Origin of the sequence: uncultured Microbulbifer sp. (genome assembly GCF_913055755.1) — a bacterium.
Taxonomy (GTDB): domain Bacteria; phylum Pseudomonadota; class Gammaproteobacteria; order Pseudomonadales; family Cellvibrionaceae; genus Microbulbifer.
The window spans coordinates 1-24932 of the sequence record NZ_CAJXKH010000056.1 but is presented as its reverse complement, the minus strand read 5'-3'; the positions used below and the strand labels follow the sequence as shown (position 1 = coordinate 24932).

Here is a 24932-nt window from a genome sequence, read left to right as displayed (position 1 = left end):
CTTCCGACCAGGCCCTGCTGCTGGAAGAAAATATCGAAGACACCGACGTATTCCTGGCCCTTACCAACGACGACGAAGCCAATATCATGGCCTCCCTGCTGGCCAAGCGGCTCGGTACGCGCAAGGTGATGACCCTGATCAACAACCCGGCCTATGTGGACCTGGTGCAGGGCGGCGAGATCGACATCGCCATCTCGCCGCAACAGAACACCATCGGTAGCCTGCTCACCCACGTGCGCCGCGGCGACATGGTCAACGTGCACTCCCTGCGCCGCGGCGCCGCAGAAGCGATTGAAGTAATCGCCCACGGCGACAACCGCACCTCCAAGGTGGTGGGGAAAAAAATCGAGGATATCGACCTGCCGGAGGGCGCCTCCATCGGTGCCATCGTTCGCGAAAGAGATGGCGAGAGCCAGGTACTGATCGCCCACGACAATATTGTGGTGGAAACCGACGACCACGTGATCGTGTTCCTCGTCGACCGCCGTCACACCCGCCACGTGGAACAGCTGTTCCAGGTCGGCTTCAGTTTCTTCTGAGGGCGGTAGATCCAGATGCGACTGGCAGTCATTGCACGGGTGTTCGGAATTCTGCTGACGGTGTTCAGCCTCACTCTGCTGCCTCCGATCGGGGTATCGCTGTGGTATGAAGACGGCACCCATATCGCGTTCAGCGTGGCTTTCGGCATCACCATCCTCACCGGCCTGTTTATGTGGCTGCCGGTACACGATCTCAAACAGGACCTGCGTACCCGCGACGGCTTTGTGGTGACTTCCTTCTTCTGGCTGGTACTGGGCAGCTTCGGTGCCCTGCCGCTGATCATCAGCCCACAGCCACACCTCAGTACCGTGGATGCAATCTTCGAATCCATATCCGGCCTCACCACTACCGGCGCCACCACCATCGTCGGTCTCGACGCTCTGCCGCCGGCGATTCTCTACTACCGGCAACAGTTGCAGTGGTTCGGCGGTATCGGCGTGATCGTGATCGCACTGGCAATCCTGCCGATGCTGGGTATCGGTGGTATGCAGCTGTACAAAGCGGAAACCCCGGGTCCGGTAAAAGACACCAAACTCACGCCGCGTATTGCGGAGACCGCGCGCGCGCTGTTTGTGATTTACATCATTCTTACGGTGTGTTGTACGCTGGGTTACTGGTGGGCGGGCATGACCCTGTTCGACGCCATCTGCCATTCCTACGCCACCGTGGCCAACGGTGGCTTTTCCACCCACGATGCGAGCATGGGTTTTTATGCCCACAACCATGCAATCATGGTGATCGCCATCATTTTTATGCTCACCGCCGGCATCAACTTCGGCCTGCACTTTTTTGCTTTCAGCAACCGGACCCTCAAGCACTACTGGCAGGATTCCGAATTCCGTTTCTATATCTGGGTCACCGTTATTGCGTGCCTTGTCATCGTCGGCTACCTGTGGGGTACCGGTACCTTCGACCTGAACAGCAGCATATTGCACGGCGTATTCCAGGTGGTGTCCATCGGTACCACCGCGGGTTTCGGTTCCGAAAACTTCTCCGTGTGGCCGGCATTTCTGCCTTACATCTTGTTGATGGTGGGCATTATGGGTGCCTGTGCCGGCTCCACTTCCGGTGGTATCAAATCGGTGCGGGTTATGCTGATCATGAAATCCGGCCTGCGCGAGCTGAACCGGCTGGTGCATCCAAATGCGGTGGTGCCGATCAAGGTCAATCGCAAGATAGTACCCGCGCGGGTGACGGATGCGGTGTGGGGATTTTTTGCGGTTTATATTCTGTCGTTTTTTGTGCTCACCATCGCGGTGATGGCCACCGGGGAAAACTTCGTTACCGCTTTTTCCACCGTGGCGTCCTGCCTCAGTAATATCGGCCCCGGGCTCGGCGAAGCCTCGGCAAACTACGGCTCGGTCAATGAAGTGGCCAAGTGTTTTCTGATTCTCGCGATGTTGATGGGGCGGCTGGAAATTTTCACCCTGCTGGTGCTGTTGACGCCCGCGTTCTGGAAGCACTGAATTTTCCAAAAATTTTTCGCGGGCACAGGAAAGTAATTGCGGATTATTTTTTCTGGTAAATCCTGCTCTTGCCTTCCGGCTGGCGACGGAAGCGCTTGTATTCCCACTGGTACTGTTCCGGTGCTTCCGCTATGCAGGCTTCGACACCGCGATTGAGTGCTGCCAGGGAGACCTTCTGCTCTTCGTTGTAAATCGCCTGTTCCGCGGGCAGCAACACCAGTTCAAAACCGCCCTTTACCCGCTTGCCAAAACCGAACACCACCTTGCAACCGGTGCGCTGGATCAGGTTGTAGGCCAGGGTCATGGTGAGCGCTGGCTGGCCGAAAAACGGCGCGAAGTCGCCGCCGGTTTCGTCCGGCTCCTGGTCCGGCAGTACCCCGACAATTTCTCCGGCCTTCAGTGCCTTGAGCAGCGAGCGCACACCGCGCACATTGGTGGGCACCAGGTTGGCGCCGGTGGATTCGCGGCCGGCGCGGATTACCGGATCCAGCGCGGCAATTTTGGGTGGCGCGTAGAGACTGGTGGTGGGGCCAACGGTGGCCAGATACTGGCCGAAGATCTCCCAGTTGCCGATATGCGGCGCCAGCACCAGCACGCCGCGGCCCTCTTCCACCCCATCGGTGAGCAGTTGCTGGTTGCGCACCCGCACGATAGCATCTTCCGCGCGGCTCCAGGGCTGGCGCCACAGACTGGCAACCTCGAACCCGGTCATGGCGGTATTCACCACACTCTCGCGGGCAAGGCGCTGCCGCTGCTTGTGCGACATGGCCGGATAGCAGCGCGCCAGGTTGATGCGGCTGATCCGCAGGCTGTCGCTGCCCGTAGTGGCGGCCACATAGCCCACCAACCCACCGAGCCGGCGCGACCAGCGCAGGGGCAGCGCTCCCACCAGTTTCAACGCACCCGCTGCCAGTTGCCCTTTGATATCCAACGCCTCTACATCCTTCTGCTACCGGGTACCAGCCCCAAATTCTATCTATCTTCGCAGTATGGTCGTTTTATCGACACGAATTCCGCGGCCGCTGTTTAGTGCGCAACCCGCTGCCGCTATAATTGCGCCCCTTGTCTTTTCACCCAGCTGATATCGGAGATAGCGGTGTCCGAGCAACAAACTGCAAGTCCTGCGAGTAAACAGGACCTGAGCACCTTCCAGGGCCTGATTTTCACCCTGCAGGAGTACTGGGCGCGCCAGGGGTGCGTCATTCTACAGCCTCTGGATATGGAAGTGGGCGCCGGCACCTTCCACCCGGCCACCTTCCTGCGCTCCATCGGCCCGGAAACCTGGAATGCGGCCTATGTACAGCCCTGCCGCCGCCCCACCGACGGCCGCTACGGCGAAAACCCCAACCGCCTGCAACACTACTACCAGTACCAGGTGGTGATGAAGCCGTCCCCGGACAACATCCAGGAACTCTACCTGGACAGCCTGCGGGCACTGGGCATCGACCCCACCGTGCACGACATCCGGTTCGTTGAGGACAACTGGGAATCCCCCACGCTGGGCGCCTGGGGCCTCGGCTGGGAAGTGTGGCTGAACGGTATGGAAGTCACCCAGTTCACCTACTTCCAGCAGGTGGGCGGCCTCGAGTGCTACCCGGTGACCGGTGAGATCACCTATGGTATCGAGCGTATCGCCATGTACCTGCAGGGGGTCGAGTCCATCTACGACCTGGTGTGGACCCGCAATGCCGACGGCACTCCGGTGACCTACGGCGACGTGTTCCACCAGAATGAAGTGGAGATGTCCCGCTACAACTTCGAGCACGCGGATGTGGAATTCCTGTTCAACACCTTCGATCACTGCGAGCGCGAAAGCCAGCGCCTGATCGAGCTGGGCCTGCCACTGCCGGCCTACGAGCAGGTAATGAAAGCTTCCCACGCGTTCAACCTGCTGGATGCGCGCCACGCCATTTCCGTCACCGAACGCCAGCGCTTTATCCTGCGGGTGCGCACCCTGGCGCGCGCGGTGGCCCAGGCCTATTTTGACGCGCGCCACGCCCTCGGCTTCCCGCTGGCGGAAGAGTCCCTCCGTAAAGAAGTACTGGCCCAACTGGAAGCGCAGAAGGAGAAGAAGTAATGGCTCAGGATTTTCTGGTTGAGCTGGGCACCGAAGAGCTGCCCCCCAAAGCCCTGCACAAACTGATGCAGGCCTTCGCCGACGGTATCGAACAGGGGCTGAAAGACGCCGAACTCGAATACGGCGAAATCAAGGCCTACGCCAGCCCCCGTCGCCTCGCCGTGGCGGTGCGCGACCTGGCGGAGCAGCAGCAGGACAAACAGATCGAGAAACACGGCCCGGCAGTGGCCGCCGCCTTCGACAAGGACGGCAAGCCCACCAGGGCCGCGGAAGGTTTCGCCCGTGGCGCCGGCGTCAGCGTGGACCAGCTGGCGCGGGTACAAACCGACAAGGGCGAGCGCCTGGCATTTATCAGCGAACAGAAAGGCGAAGCGACCACCAGCCTGCTCGGCGATATCGTCAGCCAGTCCCTGGCAAAACTGCCGATCCCCAAGCGCATGCGCTGGGGCGCGCGCAAGGAAGAATTCGTACGCCCGGTGCAGTGGCTGCTGATGCTGTTCGGCAACCAAGTGGTCGATACCCGGGTGCTGGGCAAGCAGGCTGGCAGCACCACCCGCGGCCACCGCTTCCACTGCAACCGCGAACTCGCGGTGTCCTCGGCGAACGACTATGTGCAACAGCTGCGCGACCCCGGTTACGTGGTGGTGGACTTTGCCGAGCGCCGCGAAATGATTCGCGAACAGGTGCAGGCGGAAGCCAACAACGTCAACGGCGAGGCAGTCATTGACGACGAGCTGCTGGACGAAGTTACCGCGCTGGTGGAGTGGCCGGTGGCGCTCACCGGTCGTTTTGAAAAACGTTTTCTGGAAGTGCCCGCGGAAGCGCTGATTTCCTCCATGAAGGAGCACCAGAAATACTTCCACGTGGTGGACGAGGACGGCAACCTGATGCCGTTCTTTATTACGGTTTCCAATATCGAAAGCGCCGATGCCAAGCAGGTGATTGAAGGCAACGAGCGGGTAATCCGCCCGCGCCTGTCCGATGCCGCTTTCTTCTTCGAGACCGACAAAAAAATCAGTCTCGAAGCGCGCCGGGAAAAACTCAAGTCCATCGTATTCCAGCAAAAGCTGGGCACGGTGTACGACAAGACCGAACGCCTGGCCAAACTTGCCGCAGCGATTGCGGATAAAATTGCCGGCGATTCCGCCCTCGCCCAGCGCGCCGCCCAGCTGTGCAAATCCGACCTGGTCACCGAAATGGTGTTCGAGTTTGCGGACATGCAGGGCATTGCCGGTTACTACTACGCAGAAAATGACGGCGAGCCGCTGGATGTGGCCAAGGCCATGTACGAGCAGTACATGCCGAAATTTGCCGGCGACGAACTGCCTGCCAGCGAAACCGGCACCATCATTGCGCTGGCGGATCGCATCGATACCCTTGTAGGTATTTTCGGCATCGGCCAGCCGCCCAGCGGTTCCCGCGATCCCTTCGCCCTGCGTCGCGCCAGCCTGGGTGTACTGCGTATCCTGGTGGAAAAAAATATCGACCTGGACCTGCGCGACCTGCTGACCCTGGCCCGCGATGGCTATCCGCGCACCGCGTTGGCGGAGCACGACACGGTAGTGGAACAGACCCTGGCCTACATGATCGAGCGCTTCCGAGCCCGCTATGAAGACGCCGGCATCAAGGCGGAAGTGTTCCTCGCCGTTTCCGCGCGCAACCTGTCGCGCCCGCTGGATATCGACAACCGGGTGAATGCGGTACACAGCTTCAGCCACCTGCCGGAAGCGGGAGCGCTGGCCGCCGCCAACAAGCGGGTGTCGAACATCCTCGCCAAGCTGGAGGGCCCGGCCCCCAGTACCGTGGACCAGGCACTGCTGCAGGAGGATGCGGAAAAAGCGCTGTTTGCCGCAATCCGCGATGCGGAAGATGCGGTGGCGCCGCTGTATCGGGAAGCGCGTTTCGAGGAAGGGTTGGCCGGCCTGTCCGGGCTGCGCACCACCGTCGACAACTTCTTTGACGACGTCATGGTGATGGCAGACGACGAGCAGCTGCGCAACAACCGCCTGGCACTGCTGGCACAGCTGCGCGCACTGTTCCTGGAAGTGGCTGACATTTCACTGCTGGCGCCGGCGAAGTAACCGGTTGCGTTTATTCAGGTGACAACAGTGCCATGGCTTTAATCATTCTCGATCGCGACGGCGTCATCAATCAGCACTCGGACAACCATGTCCGCAGTGCGGACGAGTGGCTGCCGATTGCCGGGAGTATCGAGGCCATGGCGCAACTCAGCCAGGCGGGCCACCAGCTGGTGGTGGCCACCAACCAGAGCGGCCTTGCCCTCGGCCATTTCGATCTCGACGACCTGGAAGCCATGCACGCGAAAATGCGGGCGCTGGTGGAAGACGCCGGCGGCGAGATCGCGGCAATTTTTTACTGTCCTCACAGCGACGACGACAACTGCCGCTGTCGCAAACCCAGAACCGGGCTGCTGGATGCGATCGAAGCGGAATTCGATACCAGCCTGCACGACTGTTATTTTGTCGGCGACCGACGCAAGGATCTCCAGTGTGCGGTGGCCAAGGGTTGCAAACCGGTGCTGGTAAAGACCGGGCGCGGTGAGGACACCCTGCAGACGCTGATTCAGGAGCCGGATCCAGCACTGGTAGAAACCGCGGTATTCGACGATCTGGCGCAGTTTACAGACTTTATTCTGCGTTAACTCCTTGCCGATAGCTCGGCATCTTCGCGCCCCCGGGTGAGGCAAGCTCTGCTACGACACACTTTTCTCTTCCCCACTGCCCTCAGCTATTCCCGACTTGCCACACATACTGTGTGCGGCATAGTATTTACTGTGTATCACACAGTAACCAGGGGATTGGGGTGACACTGACACCGGTAAGGCTTAACAAACTCACCATGGAGATGCGCCGCGGAATACTGATCCTCGCGGTGCTGCGTTCGCTCAAGACGCCCCACTACGGTTATTCGCTGCGCAAACTGCTCGCGGAAAAGGGCCTCGAAATGGATGAAGGGACGCTGTATCCCCTGTTGCGACGACTGGAGCAGCAGGGACTGCTGACCAGCAACTGGAAAGTACAGGAAGGAAGAAGACGGCGTTTCTATCGGTTGGGCAGCGACGGCGAATTGGCACTGAAACAGATGACCGCAGAGTGGTACAAGCTCAATCGGTCGATCGATCAACTTGGAGAGGAAGGGTAATGGAATTACTGCAACGCTACGTGGACAACGTGAAGACCTACCTGCCGCAATCCCTCCGGGAAGACGTAGGCAATGAACTCTATTCCGGGCTGCAGGATGAATATGATGATCTGAGTGAAACGCTGGGGCGCGCCCCCGGGGAACTTGAGATTGCTGCACTCCTGAAGCGTCGCGGGCACCCGATGCAGGTGGCGGCCGCTTTTCGTCCGCGCAGGACACAGGTAAGTGAAGCCCTGTTTCCACTCTACCTGCAGGTCCTGAAGTGGGTGATCCTGTTGATTGCAATCGTTAATGGCGTAGCACTTGCGCTGCCACTGCTCGGGGCGCCACAGCCGGATTTCTTCGGTGCCGTGTGGCGGTGGCTGTTTGCGACGGCAAACGCCGCCTTGCAGGCGTTTGCCTGGATTACTCTCGGCTTTTACTTTACCGGCGAGAGCCTCAGTTTCAGTAATGCGTTTGGCAAGTGGGACCCCCGCAGCCTGCCCCGCGTCGCCGGAGGCGGCCATAACATTGGGCAGTTCGACAGCGGCATCGAACTGGTGGCAATACTGTTGTGTGCGGGCTGGCTAAACAATCTGTTTTCGCTGGTACAACCCTCCTTTGCCGGGATTGAACTGATTCTGGCGGAACAACTGCGCGGGCTGTTGCCGTGGATCAATATTGCCCTGGGTGCAGGTGCTTTGATGGCAGCGTGGAAACTGCTACTGCCTTACTGGACCCGCAGCAAAATTTTGCTGAGCGCGACCATCCACGGTTACTGGCTGCTACTTCTCGTGCTGTTATTCGGCTTACAAGAGACATTTGCGATTCAATGGCACGCAGCGGGCGTGGATCATTGGGTATTGCCCCAGGGCATTTGGCAGGCCGGGGTGCTGGTGGCGCTCGTATTGAGCGCTCGGGACCTGTGGCACGACATGCGCAGATTGTTGCGAGCCCGCTATGGTAGGTGACGACACCCTGCAAATTCTGATTCAGGAGCCGGATCCAGCGCTGGGAGAAACCGCGGTATTCGAAGACCTCGCGCAGTTCTCGGATTTTTTCTCCGGTTACCCCCGTAGCCCTAGCGCCGCCCGGCTTCCCACAGCTATCCCCCGGTTCCCGTATTTCTCTGGTAGCACTTGTTCACCAGTTGTCCGTTGTATTCATAGGGGCATTGGTAGAACCCCGCCCCCTGCTGGAATCTATATCGTCGGCCCATATAACCGAGGGTAGAATATAACCCCCTTAATTCTTCTATAGTTCCCTGCTCGGGCCCTTCCAGCATATTTATGCCAAAGACGCGCTCCAGTATTGATTTTATGATCAGCCGGTCCGGATCCTCTTTTTCAAAGGACCACTTTTTTCTCGCCGCTCGCATTACCAGGACCAGGTCCATCGCATCGCGACTGAACCTGGATGTATCGACACCGACCTGTTTTTTTTCTTGCCAGGTAATTTCTTTTTCGCGATAGCGAATTTTTGCGGTGACTCCGAGTTTAGCCACACAGGCGGTTGCCACCTGTTCCACCAGTCTCGCTATACTGGCGCGGTTGCTGAAGTCAGCCGTCATCGCTTTCAGCTGTGTATCTATATTTGTCTCTGCCCCCCCACAAGTGACCGGTATACGGAAAACTTCCGCGTTTGATTTTGTTTCGAATAGCGGCACCCCATACTGATTAAAATAATCCGGGTCATAGCTGCCAGCATAAAATTCAGCAAAAATCTTTCTGATATTTTCCGTGATGGGAATGAGTTGCGACGGTAGCCCCGAGCCATTCTCGTTTGCAATCAGCAGCTGGTCGGGAAGATTCTCTATGTATTTGTCAACGTCCTCCAACAGGTAGTCAAACAAACCGTTTTCATTGAAATCCATGGATATCATTTCAATGGTGGTTTTGTCCCAGGTCTTCAGGCTTTGCCACTGCCATTCCGCCAGATCCGCGCGGGCCTCAAAGGTACCATCGCTGCGCTGAACCAGGACCATCGACCTCATGGTGGTCTCATAGGTGTCGTCGCCCTGCCCCTCCAGTTCATATTCCACGTCAAACTGCCGGACAAACAGGTCCGCGCGGGAATCCTCATTCAGGTCACCGATGTAAACCTCGTGGTTTCTCCGGTCGACGATTTTCCCCGCCGCGAGTACCGACGTGCTTATCGACATTACCAGGATGGTCACTGCAGCCATTCGCGGATTCATTGCGTTGTGCCCGGGTGTTGCTTGTACATGCATCACCATAAACTTTAGCCCAGCGGTGTACGGCGCCCGCACAGAAGCTATCGGCGCGGCGCCACCCGCGTCCATTGCGTCAGTTAGCTCCGTCTTTGCGCTTCCATCTTCGCTATGGTTAGCCAGTGGGTATGCGCATTTTTAATACTTGTATTCCACCCACCGGACACCAACAATGGCGCCCCCAGCCAATCTCGTAATGTGGAGTTCCACCGTGCAGCAACTGATTCTCAACCCCCGCGCCGAACGCCGCCTGAAAATGGGCCATCTGTGGATTTACAGCAACGAGGTGGACACCAAGCGCAGCCCGCTGAAAGGGCTGGAGCCCGGCAGCCAGTGTGAGATTCTCGACAGCAGGGAAAAGAGCCTGGGATTTGCGCTGGTGAATCCGAACCAGCTGATCTGCGCGCGACTGGTTTCCCGCAAGGGGCCCTTTACTGCGAAACAGCTCAGGCAACGCCTGCAAACTGCCCTCGCCCTGCGCGAGCGCTATTTCCCCCATCCCAGTTACCGCATGGTGTATGGCGACTCCGACGGCCTGCCCGGGCTGGTGGTGGACCGCTTCGGGGATTACCTGGTGGTGCAGGTCAGCAGCTGGGGGATGGAACGACTGTTGACGGAAATCGTCGACACCCTGGTAGCGCTGGTAAAACCGCACGGGATCCTGCTGCGCAACGATCACCAGGGTCGCATGGTGGAGGAACTGCCGGAGATCTGCGAGGTGGCCCACGGCGAGGTTCCGCAGATGGTACCGTTTGAGGAAAACGGCGTGGCACTGCTGGCGCCGGTTTACCAGGGGCAAAAAACCGGCTGGTTTTACGACCACCGCGACAACCGCGCGCGCCTCAACCAGTGGGTAAAGGGACAGCGCGTGCTGGACCTTTTCTCTTATGCCGGCGGCTGGGGTGTGCAAGCGCTTGCTAACGGAGCGCGCGAGGTCACCTGCGTGGATGCCTCGGCACAGGCGCTCGACTGGTGCGAAGAAAATGCCGCGCTGAACAAACGCCAGGACGACCTGATTACCATTCAGGGCAAGGCGATCGACGCCATGAAGGAACTGATCGCCAGCGGTGAACGCTACGACGCCATCGTGCTGGACCCTCCCGCGTTCATCAAACGCAAGAAAGACCAGAAATCCGGCGAGGCCGCCTACCGCCATATCAACGAACTGGCGCTGCGAATGCTGGAAAAGAATGGCTTGCTGGTAAGCGCATCCTGCTCCATGCACCTGGAGTCGGATACGCTGCTGGACATCCTGCGCGGCGCCGGACGCCACCTGGAAAAATCCATTTCAATTATCGGCAGCGGCGGCCAGGGCGCCGACCATCCGGTGCACCCGTCGATTCCCGAGACCCGCTACCTGAAAGCGCATTTCGTGCACCTGGCGACGGGCTGAACCCGCGGGGGTGTTTCGGTCAGTTGGCGGCAGGCCCCTTGGGCTTGATCGGCAACAGGCGCGAGTCTGCCAGTGCCGCGGTGCGGTGGCCGAGTCCCGCCAGATATTCCTCGTCGCTGGCGAAGGCGAGAAACGTAGCCTGGTCCGGATAGCGTACCAGCAATACCATGTCCCACTGCTCGTCCTGTGGGCCGATAAAGTAGTTGCCGCCCTCTCCGGCCACCAGCACTTCGCCACCGCGGCGCTCCAGCAGCGGGCCCGCATGCGCCATATATTTCTTGTAAGCGCCGTAGCCAGTCAGTGGCTGTTGCGGCGCCAGCTCGGGAAAATCACTGTAGTCTGCCTGCTCGCGGAAGCGCAGCAGGTTGAGCATGAGCACCTCGCCCTGCAATCCGCGTTTGAACATCGCCGCGGCGGATGCGTCTGTGGGCTCGATAAATCCAGTTTCCATTGCAGTTCTCCCTGGGGTGTTTTCCAGCGTGGTCGCCCCGGAAAGGTACAGGGGCGGTAGTTAGTTTCGGCGAATGCTGCCGCTACAGGCCATGACCGGGATTACCCCTGGCCGTGGCCAAATACCTCAGCCGCGAGTTCGGCGGCATGGCTGCGGATATCCTGCGGCCAGCTGGCAATTTCCCGTTCAAATAGCGCCCCCTCCCTCGCGTACAGGGTTCTCGTGGCCTCTTCAAAATTGGGGCGGTCTCCGGCCATGGCCTGCATAAAGCGATAACAGGATGCCTGGCGCCGGCGCACGCGGTCTTGTTCCGCGCCCGCCTTTCTGGCCTGCTCCACCAGCCTGCGCAGCGCTACCGAAGCGCCGCCCGGCTGGGTTTGGAGCCATTCCCAGTGCCTTGGCAACAGGGTGACTTCCTTTGAAACCACCCCGAGTTTGGGTCGACCGCGTCGCTTTGGCGCCTCTTCAGCTTCCTCGGCTTCAATTGCCGGCGACACCTCGGCGCTGGTGAACCGGGCGAGCAGCTGCTGCGGGCTGAGTCGCAGATCCAGCTCGATCAGTTGACTGTCTTCACTGTCGAAAATCAGCACCTGGGGCAGATCCGCTTTGGCGACTTTTTCCAGCAGCGTGGCGACAACCTGTTGCGCCGGCCCCCGGGCCAGGCATCCGCTGCCGAGAAACGCGATACAGTGCTGGGGATGTGACGGATTCAGTTCAGACATAACCGGTGTTCCTGATTTAAGGGCGGGCCGCTTGATACGCGGCGAACTATTTATACCCGGGTAAAATTTAAATTACAATATCACCCGGGTAAAAATATTTATGTGGCGCATAAAAAACCCCGGCCAGGCCGGGGTTTTGGTGCTTGGGCGTCGTGGATAAGCCCTAGAAACGGAATTTCATGCCCACCGCGGCGGTGCGCGGCCGGTTACCCCGTGCGCCATCCGGTGCCCGGTTGATAATGGCCTGGTCGTCGAGCAGGTTGTCCACCTTCAGGTAGCCACTCAGGTCTTCACTGAAGTCGTAATGGGCTGCTGCGTCCACCACCCACAGGGACTCGGTGTAATCGGTCACACCGGTATTGCCGCGATTGCAGGCGTTGTTGACACACATTTCATCCTGATAGGCGGCTGTCAGGTCCAGGCGCCAGGCGGCACCGCTATCGATACCGGCGGTGAGGGCAAACACGTTTTCCGGCAGGTAAGCGAAATTGTCCCCTGCCAGCAGGTCGCCGGCGTCACTGTCGCGGGTAATTTCCGCGTCGGTCCAGGTGTAGGTTGCGGTCAACGGCAGCAGCCAGCCGCCTGCAAGCGCCCACTGGGTGCCGAGGCTCGCTTCAATGCCACGGATCTCCGATTCACCCAGTTGATAGCTGCCACTGTCGGCACCGTTCGGGCACTGCACAGCGATGGAGCAGTTCTGAACCGTGTTTTCGTAGTCGCTGAAGAACCCGATCACCTCCGCGTGCAGATCGCCGCGGTTGAAGCGTGCGCCCCACTCGTAGTTGGTGGAGAGCTCGGCACCGATTCCGTCGTCGGCCCCCGCTCCCGGCGGCGCAAAGCCGCGGTGGACGCCGGCAAGCAGTGCCCATTGTGGGGTCAACTCGTAAACTGCACCCAGACCCGGCAACCATTCGTCGACCCGGTTGGACTTGCTGCTGCCCGCTTCGCTGCGCTCCACGTCGTTGTAGCGCTGCTGTGCGGTGCTCACATCCTCGTAGCGCAGGCTCGCGGTCAGCGCGAGCTTTTCTGCCAGTTGAATCTGGTCATATACAAAGAAGGATGTGGCATCGGCGTCTTCCACCCGGTTGTTGCTTGCGCTGGGCTCACTGATGCTCTGGAACACCAGGGCGCCATCGATCTGACGGTAGTTTTCGGTGGGCTGGAAGCGGTCCACTTCGTCCCGGTGGCGGCGGAGACCGATTTCCAACTCGTGGGCGATAACGCCGGTGACAAGCTGCCAGTCGGCACTCACCTGCACACCGCGCGACTCGTACTTGCGGTTGTTGTGCTTGATACCAAAATCGTAGTCCGCGTCGCCGTCGAGCACCGACTGCGCGAAGGCATCGCCACCGTTGGCGTCGGCGATCAAGCCGCCGAGGCCAACCTTGAACCAGTCGCGCTTGAACTTGTTGTAATAGGCCTGGGTGTTAAGGCTGAAGTTATCGCTCAGGGCAATCGTGTGATTCAGCTGCAGGGTACTGTGACGGTTCTGCATTTCATCCAGGGCACTGATACCGTAGCGGCGGTTCGGATCCGCGGCAAAATCGGCATCGGTAAGTCCCAGATAGCTCATCCCGGACTCTTCCTCTGAATACTGCAGCTTGATATCCAGCTGCTGCGCGTAGGCGGCGTCGGCGGCGGATTTCACGCGACCTTTCAGCACATAGTCTTGCTTGGCAATGTCGGCACTGCCGGCACCATCGATTTCACGGAAGCCGCCGGCCCGCTGCTGGTGCGTCTCCAGCAACCAGCCGGCGGTGCCGGTGCTGCTGCCGTAGTAGGTGTGCAGCCGGTTCTCGCCAAACTGGCCCGCCTCCAGTTGCACACTCCCCTGCGCGGCATCGGGAATCGGGGTGCTGAGCATATTGACCGCGCCACCGACGGTAAATGGACCGTATTTCAGTGTACCCGGGCCCTTGAGTACTTCGATCTGGTGCAGTCGCCCCGCGGTGGGAAAGTAGTAGGCTTCCGGTGCCGCATACGGTGCCGGCGCCACCAGCACACCATCTTCCAGCAGCGAGACCTTGCTGGAACGGCCGCCGTCGGCACCGCGTATACCGATATTCGGGCGCAGACCGTAACCGTCCTCCTCCCGCAGATAGACGCCGGGTACCGCGCGCATCATGCGGTTGATGTCGACGAACTCGAACTTCTCCAGATCTTCGGCGCTTACCAGGTGGGCGGAACCGGGCAGCTTCACAATTTGTTCGCTATTCCCCAGTACCGAGATGGTTTCCAGTACTTCCGTGTCGGCGGCGGTGGCACCGGTGGTAGTGACCGCCGCCGCAAGAGCGAGGCTAATGGGATGCAGGATAAATCGGTGCATTGGCTCTTTCGTCCTTAAGATACTCATCATCATTTTTCGTAATGAGAATGATTATATTTTTTTATTTTATATTTGTCAGTACCTGTAACACGCACCAGCTCACCAACTGGCACCTCTCGGTACAACGGCTGGCCAACCAATGTAGTAAGCGCTCACTTACTTCGATCTCGGTGGGATCCAGTGGTATCCGAGATTAGGATTTGGCATTACATCTGCGCCCCAGACGGAGATTTCATGTTAAGACCGCTTCAAAAGGCCGATGTAAACCGACTGCTTGAGCTCTGGTTACACCTTGCCTGCAACAGCCATCCCAGCCTGCCCCCAAGGTTTTGGAATGAGGGGAAACGCGATATTCGGCGGCAACTGCTTGTTGCCCTGCGCAGGGGACGCTGGGGCGAACCAGCTGTTACCCACTGGGTGTACACCCTGCCAGGCTCGGACATTGCGGAAGGACTGGTGACAATTACCGGTGACGGCCAGGTAGAGGCACTGTTTGTCTCACCCTCTGCGCAGCGGCGCGGGGTCGGCAGTGCCCTCATCAATCAGGCAAAATTCGGCAAGCTACAACTGCAGACTGCGGTGCTGGAAGAAAACCTCGGGGGCCGCTATTTCCTGCAACAACACGGATTCGTGGAAGTTTCCCGCCACTATCGCCAGGCAGCAAACCAGGATGAGCTGGTAATGCGTTGCCGGATTGCCTGAGGGCCGAAGCGATGGGCAGACAGTAAAAAACCCGGTAAGGCGCTGCCTTACCGGGTTTTGCATGACGGGTGGATAATTGGTCCGAGAAAATTACACGTCCAGGTTTTCCACCGCCAGGGCGTTGCTCTCGATGAATTCCCGTCGGGGTTCCACCTGGTCGCCCATCAGGGTGGTGAAGATCTGGTCTGCGGCAATGGCGTCTTCCACCGTAACCTGCAGCATGCGGCGGGTTTCCGGGTTCATGGTGGTTTCCCACAGCTGCTCCGGGTTCATTTCACCCAGGCCCTTGTAGCGCTGGATGCTGTAGCCGCGACGGCTCTCGTTCATCAGCCAGGCCAGGGCTTCAGGGAAACTGGCCACCGGCTGCTGCTTCTCGCCGCGCTGGATATAGGCGCCCTCTTCCAGCAAGTCCTGCATCTTTTCGCCCAGTGCACAGATTGCGCGATACTCCGCGGACTCGAAGAATTCGTGGCTGATCTGGTACTGGCTGCTGACACCGTGGGCAACGATATCCACCGCCGGCAGGTAGAGGTCGCGCTCATCGTCGTGGGCGACACGTACCGTGTGGCGACGACCGCCACCATCTGCCTCTTTTTCCAGCAGGGCCTGCATTTTGCCGGTCCAGGCTTCCATCGCCTCGCGGTTTTGCAGGTCTTCGGCTTTGACGCTGGGCAGGTAAACCATGCTCTGCAGCACCTGTTGCGGGTACAGCCGCGACAGCCGATCGATGGTTGCCATTACCGCGCGATATTCTTTTACCAGGGTTTCCAGCGCGGTGCCGGATAGCCCCGGGGCCTCCGGGTTTACAAACAGTGTGGCGCTTTCCAGGGCGGCATTGGTGAGGAACTGGGTCAGCGCGGCCTCGTCCTTCAGGTACTGCTCCTGCTTGCCCTTGCCGATTTTGTACAGTGGCGGCTGGGCAATGAAGATATGTCCGCGTTCGATCAGTTCCGGCATCTGGCGGAAGAAGAAGGTCAGCAACAGGGTGCGGATGTGCGCACCATCCACATCGGCGTCCGTCATGATAATGATGGAGTGGTAGCGCAACTTGTCCGGGTTGAACTCGCTCTTGCCAATGCCGCAACCGAGGGCAGTAATCAGGGTCCCCACCTCGGCGCTGGACAACATCTTGTCGAAGCGCGCCTTCTCCACGTTAAGGATTTTACCTTTGAGCGGCAGGATCGCCTGGGTGCGGCGATCACGGCCCTGCTTGGCGGATCCACCGGCGGAATCACCCTCCACCAGGTACAGTTCGGACAGGGCGGGGTCTTTCTGCTGGCAGTCCGCCAGCTTGCCCGGCAGGCCGGCGATGTCCAGAGCACCCTTGCGCCGGGTCATTTCGCGGGCCTTGCGGGCCGCTTCCCGGGCGCGCGCGGCGTCGATCATCTTGCCCACCACAGCCTTGGCTTCCTGGGGGTTTTCCAGCAGATAGTCGTTAAAGGACTGCCCCATTTCCTGCTCTACCGCAGGTTTCACTTCGGAGGAAACCAGTTTGTCCTTGGTCTGGGAGGAGAACTTCGGATCCGGCACTTTCACGGAAATAATTGCGGTGAGGCCTTCACGGGCGTCATCACCGGTGGTGCTTACCTTGTCCTTTTTACCCACCCCCTCTTTCTCAATGTAGTTATTCAGGCCGCGGGTCAGTGCCGCGCGGAAGCCCGCCAGGTGGGTGCCGCCGTCGCGCTGGGGAATATTGTTGGTATAACAGTAGATATTTTCCTGGAAGGAGTCGTTCCACTGCAGGGCGACCTCAACCGCAATACCGTCTTCGCGCTGGTTCTGGAAATGCAGCACCTTGTTAATCGGAGTTTTGTTCTGATTGAGAAACTCCACAAAGGCCCGCAGACCACCCTCGTATTCGTAAACCTCTTCCTTGCCACTGCGCTCGTCGCGCAGCACGATCCGGACACCGGAATTGAGGAATGACAGCTCGCGCAGGCGCTTGGCCAACTGCTCAAAATGGAACTCGATATTCGTGAAAGTATCGGCGGAGGGCTTGAAATGTACCGAGGTACCGGTGGTATCGGAATCGCCGACCACAGCCAGCGGTGCATCCGGCACGCCGTGGCGGTATACCTGCTCGTGGATCTTACCGCCCCGGCGGATGGTCAATTTCAGCTCTTCGGACAGGGCATTTACCACCGAGACACCGACGCCGTGAAGGCCACCGGAGACTTTATAGGTATTGTCGTCGAACTTACCACCGGCGTGCAGCACGGTCATGATGACCTCTGCGGCGGAAACCCCCTCTTCCGGATGCATTTCCGTGGGAATTCCGCGGCCATTATCGGACACGCTTACCGACTCATCCGGGTGAATGGTCACGCGAATTTCATCACAGTGGCCCGCCAGGGCTTCGTCAATGGAGTTATCCACGACCTCGAACACCATGTGGTGCAGACCGGTGCCGTCGTCGGTATCGCCGATATACATTCCCGGGCGCTTGCGCACCGCATCCAGGCCCTTGAGTACCTTGATGCTACTGGAATCGTAGTTATTCTCTTGCGACATTCTGTTGCTCCATTAGGCCGGCGGTATTCGCCAGGCAATTCAGACTATATATTCTTGTCCCGCGGGACGATCACCCCATGTTCCACGTGGAACATGGCCGGCGTATCCCAGGGGCTATCCAATGCGACCCATGGCCTGGCTGTGACTTCAGCCTCTATACCCGTCACAAACACCTGGCTGGCACAGCGACTGATCCATCCCGCCAGAAGCTGCTGGTTAGCGCTATCCAGCTCCGACGGCAGGTCATCCACGAGAAATATCGCCCGCCGCTCCGTACCCAGCACCTCTGCCATTGCGGCTCTCAGCGCACAAACGACCATTTTCTGCTGCCCCCGGGACAGTACGACATGTGCGTCCTGCCCCTGGAGCGTAAATCTAAGATCCGCACGGTGAGGGCCAACGCGGGTAAACCCCTGCTCCGTATCGCCCTGCCGGGACTCAGCCAGCGCTTCTACCAGGGACAGGTCTTTCCGCCAGCCACTGCGATAATCCATACGCAGCCCGTTTAGCGGTGCTTGTGGCAACTCTGAAATCTTTTCCAGAAAACGCTCACGCAATAGCTCGAATATTCTCCGGCGAAGTGAATCGACCAAGTTGCCACTCTTGGTGAGCTGCTCTTCCCAGGGCGCGATCAGATTTGTGTCGATTTTACCACGACGAAGCAGCGCATTTCGCTGACGAAGTGCAATTTGATAGCTTTTCCAGTGGCTGGCAAACTGATGTTCCACGTGGAACACTGTCCAGTCCAACAACTGCCTGCGAACCCCGGGACCACCATCCAGAGCGGCAAAACTCTCGCTATTGATCACCTGCAGCGGCAGGCACGCCGCCAGCTGTGAACTGCTCTCGGCCGCGGTCTGGTTGATACGAATACGCCCGTTACCATCGCGTCGCTTCTCGACCCCCAGGGCAACACCGCTATCGAGCTGCCCGAATACCGTCAAGGCCTCCCGCTCATACTGGATAACGGACTGGTTCTTGCGCGAGCGAAACGAGCGACCGGTACCGAGCATGTGAATGGCCTCCAGCACCGACGTCTTGCCGCTGCCGTTCACACCACACAAAAGGTTGGTGCCACGAGCAAACGTCATATCTGCCGAAGAGATATTCCGAAAACCGGATAGTACCGCCCGCTTCAGTGCCAAGAGCACTCCTGAAAAACTGCCTGGTCTTTAACTAGAAAAGCCGTGGATCCAGAAAACCCACGGCTTCAATCGAATTTAAACGTCATGAATAGCGGGACTTACTGCATACAACATTATCGTCCGCCCCGCACACCAAACTGACAATCAGAGACGCATCGGCATGATCACATACAGAGCGTCACCCTCTTCGGGCTGCTGCAACAGCGCACTGCTATTGGCGTCGCCCAGACCAATGCGAATCTGCTCACTGTGAATTGCACCGGTAACGTCGAGCAGATAGCCGACATTGAATCCGATCTCCAGGGCATCTCCGTGGTAATCAACCACCAGTTGCTCCTCGGCCTCCTCCTGCTCCGGGTTGTTTGCCACTATCTGCAGCAAACCTTCGGACACCTGCAGCCGCACACCGCGGTACTTCTCGTTAGAAAGGATGGCGGCGCGCTGGAATGCCTGACGCAGGGCCAGGCGCTCGGCGAAGATCTCATTACCGGTACTGCGAGGCAGTACCCGCTCGTAATCCGGGAATTTGCCGTCTACCAGTTTGGAGGTAAAGGTAAATTGCCCGCTATTGACCCGAATATGATTGTTACCGAGCACTACCTCGGCACTTTCGTCGGTATCTTCCAGCAGTCGAGCCAGCTCAAGCACACCCTTGCGCGGAACAATGGCCTGGATCGGTGCCGATACATTCAGGCCCGGCGCATCCCGGTCACACAGAGCCAGGCGGTGACCGTCGGTAGCCACGGCACGCAGCTGCTGCGGGCGACACTCCAGCAACAAACCATTCAGATAATAGCGCACATCCTGCTGCGCCATGGCGAAGCTGGTGGCCTCGATCAGGCGGCGAATCTCGCGCTGGGAGATGCTGAACCGGCTCTGCGCACTGGTTTCCTCCTGGTTCGGAAAATCGCTGGCGGGCAGCGTGGACAGCTGGAAACGGCTGCGACCACTGCGCAGGATAAGGCGCTCCCCATCGCGCTCGAACTTGAGTTCCGCACCATCCGGCAGGGAACGACAGATATCCAGGAGCTTGCGCGCCGGTACCGTGACCTCCCCTTCCATTTCCGCGGGGCCCTCCAGGTTCAGGCGACCGACGATCTCTACCTCGAGATCGGTCCCGGTCAGGGACAGCTCCTGCCCCTGCAGCTGCAGCAACACGTTCGCCAGCACCGGCAAGGTCTGGCGCTTCTCCACCACGCCGGCAACCAGCTGCAACGGCTTTAACAGGGCATCCCGGCTTACGCTAAATTTCATATTCTTGCCTTGATCCAGTCTGTTGTTGTTCTCGCCGGCAACGAAAGGAACCATCGCCGGAATAATTATCAAAAAACGCAGCCGCCACACGGGACAGCCTGCAGATGACTCATATCTATCACGTAGTCAGCGAGCGTGTCAGCAGGCGTACATCCTCGCGAATATCTCCGTCAGACTCCTGCAGTTCGCGAATCTTGCGGCAGGCGTGCAGTACCGTCGTGTGATCCCTGCCGCCAAAGGCGTCGCCAATCTCCGGCAGGCTGTGGTTGGTCAGCTCCTTGGCCAGCGACATGGCCACCTGCCGCGGGCGCGCAACCGAACGACTGCGCCGCTTGGACAGCAGGTCCGCGACCTTGATTTTGTAGTATTCAGCGACAACCCGCTGGATATTGTCCACACTCACCAGCCGGTCCTGCAGCGCCAGCAGGTCCTTTAACGCCTCACGCACCAGAATATCGTCAATGGCGCGACCGGTGAACTGTGCGTTGGCAATTACGCGCCGCAACGCGCCTTCCAGTTCGCGTACATTGGAGCGGATACGCTGGGCAATGAAAAACGCCGAATCGTGCGGCAGGTCGACACCCACCTGCTCCGCCTTTTTCATCAGGATCGCCACCCGGGTTTCCAGCTCCGGCGGCTCTACCGCCACCGTCAAACCCCAACCAAAACGGGACTTGAGCCGCTCCTCAAGACCATCGATCTCCTTGGGGTAGCGGTCACAGGTAAGAATGATCTGTTGACCGCCCTCGAGCAGCGCGTTGAAGGTGTGGAAAAACTCTTCCTGGGAGCGCTCCTTGCCGGCAAAAAACTGGATATCATCGATCAGCAGCGCATCCACCGAGCGGTAATAGCGCTTGAAGTCGCTGATCGCATTCAGCTGCAGGGCCTTCACCATGTCCGCCACAAAGCGCTCGGAATGCAGGTATACAACCTTGGCATTCGGGTTGCGCTCTACCAGCGCATTGCCCACCGCGTGCATCAGGTGGGTTTTGCCCAGCCCCACCCCGCCGTAGATAAACAACGGGTTGTAGGCGCCACCCGGGTTGTCCGCAATCTGCTGCGCCGCCGCCAAGCCCAGCTGGTTGGACTTACCTTCAACAAAGGAAGCGAATGTAAAGCCGGTATTGAGGGCGCTGCCATGCTTGATGGCCCCCTCAACCTCTACCTTGCGCGGAGCAGGTATCGCCGCCTGCACCGGCGCATCCGCAGCTCGCAGGTCCGCCGGCAACCGTTCCGCCGCCGTCAGCGAATCCGCCGAGGCCTCTTCCGCCGCTGCATGGTTCAGGTGCGGATCCACCGCCTCGGAAGCCCGCACCGGTGCCACGCCGCGCCCGTCACCAAAGCGGCCAGCGCCACTTTCCTGGTGCCCCGCGGGAACCGCAGCGGATACGGAACCTCCGTAACTGCCGCCTGCACCATTTGCGCCGCCGTGCCCGGCGCTGCCGAAGCCACCGCCAAAATCCGCCGGTGCCGGCTGGGACTGAGGTTGGGAATGCGACGGAGCGACCGAGGTATGCCCGCGCCCGTAAGCCTGGGCCTCGCCGGCACTCAGGTTGCGACGAAAGCGCGACGCGCGCCGATCCATTGCCAGCAACTCGACCAGCAATGCCTGGCCGCCGTTGAATTGCTGACACAACTCGCGGATGCGATCGAGATACTTATCGCTCACCCAGTTCAGGATGAATCGATTGGGCGCAATCAGGCGCAGCTCGCCACTGCCGGAATCATCACTGACCCGCAGCGGCCTGATCCAGGTACTGAATTGCTGCGGCGGCAGCTCGTCCTGCAAACAGGCAGCACACTGCTTCCAAACGGAATCAGACAAGGAACCCCCCAAAAAAGAAATGAGGCCGAAAAGCGCTGGCAGAAAATGCCGGCAGAAGCCTCAATAGATGGGGACAAGTATACAGATCGCCCGCTCGGTTATCCACAGTAAAATCCCGCAGACACCAGCGCAAAGCGATAAAAACCCTCGCTATTTCAGACACTTGACCAACTATCATACAAAACCAGCTGGGTGCCGGGACAGGTTATCCACAGCAATCTGTGGATATCATGGGACCAAAAAGTGCACTCTTTTTATTAACCCCGCAAATACAGAAACTTGCAGCAGCAACGCCAGAAAATACCCATCGCATGATATCTGCCCTATAAAAGGAAAAGCCGAACCATTACCCCACAGTGCAGGGGGCCGAGCGGGAAAATTCATCGCGGCACGCCTGAATTCCATTGCTTTGGCTGCTGCCTTTCTATACAATCCGCCGCCTTCGCAGCGCATAACCGCCATTCCCCAGTATGCGCCGCCTTACATGGGCCGGTTTCCGTGCTTATATAAGGAAGGGAGTCGGGGAAAGGTTTTTGCCGCAGGCGGTCCAGATTCGCTTTATTCCAGGACATAACTCCAGGTAGTAATACAATGAAACGTACATTCCAGCCCAGCAACCTGAAGCGCAAGCGCACTCACGGTTTCCGTGCCCGTATGGCCACCAAAAACGGCCGCAAGGTACTGGCCCGTCGTCGCGCCAAAGGCCGTAAGGTTCTGTGTGCCTAAGTCTGCCGCTTCGCGAGCAACTTAAGACACTTACCTAAAGCATGCAGCACCCGCGCAGCGACTTCGCTTTCGGCAAGCCGCTGCGGCTGCTCAATGCGGCCCAGTACAAGGCCGTATTTGACGACGCTCCCGTCCGTGCGGCACAGCCGCAATTCCTGATACTCTCCCGCCCCAATGGGCTCGACCACCCGCGCCTGGGTCTGGTCATTGCCAAAAAGCACGTCCGCAACGCCACCGACCGCAATTGCATCAAGCGTATTGCCCGCGAAACCTTTCGCCTGCAACAGCAGCGGTTGTTTCCCCTGGACGCGGTAGTCCTGGCCCGCCCCGGCGCCGCGGAACTGGATAAAGACGAGCTGGCAAAAATATTCAACAAACTGTGGCGCAAGCTCGATCAGCGCGCGCGCAATCCGCAATCGCAGAACAACGCCGCTGCCGGCGGGCGCAACTCGGGGCGCCAGCGGAAAAATCCGCGGCACCGCGGCGGCAAGCCGCAGCAATCCGGAGGCGTGCGGTGAACTGGCTCGCGATCAAACTGATCCACCTCTACCGCCTGATTGCCAGTCCCTGGATCGGCAACCAGTGCCGCTTCTACCCGACCTGCTCCCGATATGCGGAAGAGGCATTAAAAACGCACGGATTCTGGAAAGGGGGTTATTTAACCCTGCGCCGCCTTATAAAATGCCACCCTTGGCATCCCGGCGGCCTGGACCACGTCCCCCCCGCCCAACAACAAACAGACACCCGGGCGACAAAATAACGTCAGCCCCAGCGACAAGGCTTCAAAAATAATGGATTGGCAACGCTATACGCTGGTCGGCGGCATCGCCGTCGTCCTCCTGGCTCTGGTTTACCAGTGGAACGCATTCCAGGAGAAACACGCCCCCGCCATCGACCAGAAAACCGTGGTCAACCACAGCGAAGCCAACGGCGATACCCTGCCCAGCAGCGCCGCCCGCCCCGAAGCCGGCGCGGGAGAACTACCGCAGGGAACTGCCGCAACGCAGAACGACACCGGCAGTGCGATTCCCGAGGTTGGCAGCAATACCCCGGCGCAGCTGATTTCTGTAGAAACCGATACCCTGAGCGTGCTGATCGACCCCAATGGCGGTGACATCGTCAAGGTCGCGCTGCGCAAGTTCTATGAACAGCTCAACACCCCCGACCGCCCGCTGATCCTGCTCAACCAGACCCGCAGCCATACCTATGTGTCCCGCAGTGGCCTGGTAGGTGGCAACGGCAACTGTTCCGCCGGCCGCCCGCTGTTTACCAGCGACGCCAGCGAATATGCCCTGCAGGAAGGCAAGGATACGGTGACCGTGGACCTGAAACAGGAACAGAACGGCATCGCCTTCACCAAACGCTTTACCTTCACCCGCGGTGAATACCTGGTAAAAGTTGCCTACCTTGTGAACAACGGTCGCAGCAAGCCGCTGCTCGCGGGCATGTGTGGCGAGATAGTGCGCGACAGCCTGGAGCCACCGGTGGACGTTGGTATCGGCATGTCCCCGTTCCTCGGCGCGGCACTGCACACCAGTGAAGAAAACTACTTCAAGCAGGACTTTGAAGACATCCGCAACAAGCCGACCACCGAAACCATCGAGGGTGGCTGGGTTGCCATGGTGCAGCACTACTTCCTGAGCGCCTGGGTCCCCGACCAGACCGAACGCAACACCTTCACCCTGAAGCCGGTCGACAACGGTCTTTACAGCATGGGCTTCAGCAGCCCGCAGCTGCGTATCGAACCCGGCCAGCAGGGCACCGTGGAAGCGGCTTTTTACGCGGGTCCCAAAGACGTGTTCAGCCTGGAGAAAATCTCTCCGTACCTGGACCTGACCGTGGACTACGGCTGGCTGTGGTGGCTGGCAAAACCGATGTTCCGCGTACTGCACTGGATCCACGAGCACCTGGTGGACAACTGGGGCTGGTCCATCATCCTGCTCACGGTGTTCATCAAGGCATTGCTGTTCCCGCTGTCGGCGGCAGGCCTCAAGTCCATGGCGCGCATGCGCAAGTTTGCCCCGCAGATGAAGAAGCTGCAGGAGCAATACAAGGACAACCGCCAGAAACTGGCGGAAGAGACCATGAAGCTGTACCGCAAGGAAAAGATCAACCCGGTGGGTGGCTGCCTGCCACTCCTGTTACAGATGCCGGTATTTATTGGACTGTACTGGATGCTGATGGAGACCGTGGAACTGCGCCACGCACCCTGGATCCTGTGGATTCACGACCTGTCGGTGAAAGACCCCTACTTTATCCTGCCGGTGATCATGGGGGTTTCCATGTGGTTTATGCAGAAGCTGAACCCGCAGCCCACCGACCCGACCCAGGCGAAGATCATGCAGCTGATGCCGGTGATGATGACCTTCTTCTTCCTGTGGTTCCCGGCCGGCCTGGTTCTGTACTGGATCGCCAACAACCTG

The 24932-nt window shown here is 59.2% G+C and carries 22 protein-coding genes; 13 read left to right on the top strand and 9 right to left on the bottom strand.

The annotated features are described in order from the left end of the window. Nucleotides 1-539: NAD-binding protein (locus QZ511_RS10750; RefSeq protein ID WP_295802315.1), on the top strand; the 539-nt coding region annotated here is incomplete at its 5' end. 15 nt (nucleotides 540-554) lie between these two features. Beyond that, nucleotides 555-2006, top strand: a complete 1452-nt coding sequence (locus tag QZ511_RS10745; RefSeq protein ID WP_295802314.1) for a TrkH family potassium uptake protein — start codon at nucleotides 555-557, stop codon at nucleotides 2004-2006. A 43-nt stretch (nucleotides 2007-2049) separates the two neighbouring features. On the opposite strand, the gene QZ511_RS10740 is transcribed toward QZ511_RS10745, so the two are convergent. Further along, the gene (locus tag QZ511_RS10740; RefSeq protein ID WP_295802313.1) at nucleotides 2050-2937 is read right to left on the bottom strand and encodes a lysophospholipid acyltransferase family protein; all 888 of its coding nucleotides are present in this window, start codon (nucleotides 2935-2937) and stop codon (nucleotides 2050-2052) included. A 165-nt stretch (nucleotides 2938-3102) separates the two neighbouring features. Between QZ511_RS10740 and glyQ the strand changes: the two genes are divergently transcribed. The 5 genes from glyQ (at nucleotide 3103) to QZ511_RS10715 (ending at nucleotide 8195) form a co-directional block, all read left to right on the top strand. Further along, nucleotides 3103-4083, top strand: coding sequence for a glycine--tRNA ligase subunit alpha (gene glyQ / locus QZ511_RS10735; protein ID WP_295802312.1), 981 nt, complete (start codon nucleotides 3103-3105; stop codon nucleotides 4081-4083). After that, complete coding sequence (gene glyS, locus QZ511_RS10730; protein WP_295802311.1) at nucleotides 4083-6164, top strand: glycine--tRNA ligase subunit beta; 2082 nt, start codon at nucleotides 4083-4085, stop codon at nucleotides 6162-6164. Before glyQ ends, glyS begins: the two co-directional genes overlap by 1 nt. 32 nt (nucleotides 6165-6196) lie before the next feature. Beyond that, entirely contained in the window at nucleotides 6197-6745 is a 549-nt protein-coding gene (gene gmhB / locus QZ511_RS10725; RefSeq protein ID WP_295802310.1) for a D-glycero-beta-D-manno-heptose 1,7-bisphosphate 7-phosphatase, read from the top strand. A 161-nt stretch (nucleotides 6746-6906) separates the two neighbouring features. Continuing rightward, nucleotides 6907-7245 carry a helix-turn-helix transcriptional regulator gene (locus QZ511_RS10720; RefSeq protein WP_295802309.1) on the top strand — a complete coding sequence of 113 codons (339 nt, stop codon included), beginning with the start codon at nucleotides 6907-6909 and terminating at the stop codon, nucleotides 7243-7245. Further along, the gene (locus tag QZ511_RS10715; RefSeq protein ID WP_295802308.1) at nucleotides 7245-8195 is read left to right on the top strand and encodes a hypothetical protein; all 951 of its coding nucleotides are present in this window, start codon (nucleotides 7245-7247) and stop codon (nucleotides 8193-8195) included. The genes QZ511_RS10720 and QZ511_RS10715 overlap by 1 nt, the downstream gene beginning before the upstream one ends. A gap of 134 nt (nucleotides 8196-8329) precedes the next feature. On the opposite strand, the gene QZ511_RS10710 is transcribed toward QZ511_RS10715, so the two are convergent. Further along, entirely contained in the window at nucleotides 8330-9409 is a 1080-nt protein-coding gene (locus tag QZ511_RS10710; protein WP_295802307.1) for a hypothetical protein, read from the bottom strand. A gap of 241 nt (nucleotides 9410-9650) precedes the next feature. On the opposite strand from QZ511_RS10710, the gene QZ511_RS10705 reads away from it, so the two are divergent. Continuing rightward, the gene (locus QZ511_RS10705) at nucleotides 9651-10847 is read left to right on the top strand and encodes a class I SAM-dependent rRNA methyltransferase (protein ID WP_295802306.1); all 1197 of its coding nucleotides are present in this window, start codon (nucleotides 9651-9653) and stop codon (nucleotides 10845-10847) included. Nucleotides 10848-10866: 19 nt separating this feature from the next. Here the strand turns inward: QZ511_RS10705 and QZ511_RS10700 are convergent, their stop codons facing one another. From QZ511_RS10700 to QZ511_RS10690, 3 genes are all read right to left on the bottom strand, one after another. Further along, a complete protein-coding gene (locus QZ511_RS10700; RefSeq protein ID WP_295802305.1) occupies nucleotides 10867-11298 on the bottom strand; it encodes a DUF1330 domain-containing protein in 432 nt (143 codons plus the stop codon). A gap of 101 nt (nucleotides 11299-11399) precedes the next feature. Further along, nucleotides 11400-12020 carry a DUF2239 family protein gene (locus tag QZ511_RS10695; RefSeq protein WP_295802304.1) on the bottom strand — a complete coding sequence of 207 codons (621 nt, stop codon included), beginning with the start codon at nucleotides 12018-12020 and terminating at the stop codon, nucleotides 11400-11402. A gap of 163 nt (nucleotides 12021-12183) precedes the next feature. Beyond that, nucleotides 12184-14346, bottom strand: a complete 2163-nt coding sequence (locus QZ511_RS10690; RefSeq protein WP_295802303.1) for a TonB-dependent receptor — start codon at nucleotides 14344-14346, stop codon at nucleotides 12184-12186. A 234-nt stretch (nucleotides 14347-14580) separates the two neighbouring features. On the opposite strand from QZ511_RS10690, the gene QZ511_RS10685 reads away from it, so the two are divergent. Continuing rightward, the gene (locus tag QZ511_RS10685; protein WP_295802302.1) at nucleotides 14581-15048 is read left to right on the top strand and encodes a GNAT family N-acetyltransferase; all 468 of its coding nucleotides are present in this window, start codon (nucleotides 14581-14583) and stop codon (nucleotides 15046-15048) included. Between the two features lie 90 nt (nucleotides 15049-15138). Here QZ511_RS10685 and gyrB read toward each other — a convergent pair whose 3' ends face one another. The 4 genes from gyrB to dnaA form a co-directional block, all read right to left on the bottom strand. Continuing rightward, the gene (gene gyrB / locus QZ511_RS10680) at nucleotides 15139-17559 is read right to left on the bottom strand and encodes a DNA topoisomerase (ATP-hydrolyzing) subunit B (protein ID WP_295802301.1); all 2421 of its coding nucleotides are present in this window, start codon (nucleotides 17557-17559) and stop codon (nucleotides 15139-15141) included. A gap of 44 nt (nucleotides 17560-17603) precedes the next feature. Further along, nucleotides 17604-18704 carry a DNA replication/repair protein RecF gene (gene recF / locus QZ511_RS10675; protein WP_295802300.1) on the bottom strand — a complete coding sequence of 367 codons (1101 nt, stop codon included), beginning with the start codon at nucleotides 18702-18704 and terminating at the stop codon, nucleotides 17604-17606. A gap of 144 nt (nucleotides 18705-18848) precedes the next feature. Continuing rightward, the gene (dnaN, locus tag QZ511_RS10670; protein WP_295802299.1) at nucleotides 18849-19958 is read right to left on the bottom strand and encodes a DNA polymerase III subunit beta; all 1110 of its coding nucleotides are present in this window, start codon (nucleotides 19956-19958) and stop codon (nucleotides 18849-18851) included. Between the two features lie 118 nt (nucleotides 19959-20076). Next, nucleotides 20077-21783 (bottom strand): chromosomal replication initiator protein DnaA, encoded by a 1707-nt coding sequence (gene dnaA / locus QZ511_RS10665; protein ID WP_295802298.1) that lies wholly within the window; start codon nucleotides 21781-21783, stop codon nucleotides 20077-20079. 591 nt (nucleotides 21784-22374) lie between these two features. Between dnaA and rpmH the strand changes: the two genes are divergently transcribed. The 4 genes from rpmH to yidC all read left to right on the top strand — a co-directional run. After that, nucleotides 22375-22509, top strand: a complete 135-nt coding sequence (gene rpmH, locus QZ511_RS10660) for a 50S ribosomal protein L34 (RefSeq protein WP_105102590.1) — start codon at nucleotides 22375-22377, stop codon at nucleotides 22507-22509. A gap of 41 nt (nucleotides 22510-22550) precedes the next feature. After that, entirely contained in the window at nucleotides 22551-23027 is a 477-nt protein-coding gene (gene rnpA, locus QZ511_RS10655; protein ID WP_295802297.1) for a ribonuclease P protein component, read from the top strand. Continuing rightward, the gene (gene yidD / locus QZ511_RS10650; RefSeq protein WP_295802296.1) at nucleotides 23024-23269 is read left to right on the top strand and encodes a membrane protein insertion efficiency factor YidD; all 246 of its coding nucleotides are present in this window, start codon (nucleotides 23024-23026) and stop codon (nucleotides 23267-23269) included. Before rnpA ends, yidD begins: the two co-directional genes overlap by 4 nt. A gap of 31 nt (nucleotides 23270-23300) precedes the next feature. After that, nucleotides 23301-24932 (top strand): membrane protein insertase YidC (gene yidC, locus QZ511_RS10645; protein WP_295802295.1); only part of this gene is annotated, 1632 nt, incomplete at its 3' end.

Bases quoted from the DNA above. Each gene is read 5' to 3' on its own strand.
- rnpA (WP_295802297.1), top strand. From the start codon at position 22,551: ATGCAGCACCCGCGCAGCGACTTCGCTTTCGGCAAGCCGCTGCGGCTG.
- QZ511_RS10695 (WP_295802304.1), bottom strand. From the start codon at position 12,020: ATGTCTGAACTGAATCCGTCACATCCCCAGCACTGTATCGCGTTTCTC.
- rpmH (WP_105102590.1), top strand. From the start codon at position 22,375: ATGAAACGTACATTCCAGCCCAGCAACCTGAAGCGCAAGCGCACTCAC.
- QZ511_RS10710 (WP_295802307.1), bottom strand. From the start codon at position 9,409: ATGGCTGCAGTGACCATCCTGGTAATGTCGATAAGCACGTCGGTACTC.
- dnaN (WP_295802299.1), bottom strand. From the start codon at position 19,958: ATGAAATTTAGCGTAAGCCGGGATGCCCTGTTAAAGCCGTTGCAGCTG.
- glyS (WP_295802311.1), top strand. From the start codon at position 4,083: ATGGCTCAGGATTTTCTGGTTGAGCTGGGCACCGAAGAGCTGCCCCCC.
- QZ511_RS10690 (WP_295802303.1), bottom strand. From the start codon at position 14,346: ATGCACCGATTTATCCTGCATCCCATTAGCCTCGCTCTTGCGGCGGCG.
- QZ511_RS10705 (WP_295802306.1), top strand. From the start codon at position 9,651: ATGTGGAGTTCCACCGTGCAGCAACTGATTCTCAACCCCCGCGCCGAA.
- QZ511_RS10700 (WP_295802305.1), bottom strand. From the start codon at position 11,298: ATGGAAACTGGATTTATCGAGCCCACAGACGCATCCGCCGCGGCGATG.
- QZ511_RS10715 (WP_295802308.1), top strand. From the start codon at position 7,245: ATGGAATTACTGCAACGCTACGTGGACAACGTGAAGACCTACCTGCCG.
- QZ511_RS10745 (WP_295802314.1), top strand. From the start codon at position 555: ATGCGACTGGCAGTCATTGCACGGGTGTTCGGAATTCTGCTGACGGTG.
- gyrB (WP_295802301.1), bottom strand. From the start codon at position 17,559: ATGTCGCAAGAGAATAACTACGATTCCAGTAGCATCAAGGTACTCAAG.
- gmhB (WP_295802310.1), top strand. From the start codon at position 6,197: ATGGCTTTAATCATTCTCGATCGCGACGGCGTCATCAATCAGCACTCG.
- QZ511_RS10685 (WP_295802302.1), top strand. From the start codon at position 14,581: ATGTTAAGACCGCTTCAAAAGGCCGATGTAAACCGACTGCTTGAGCTC.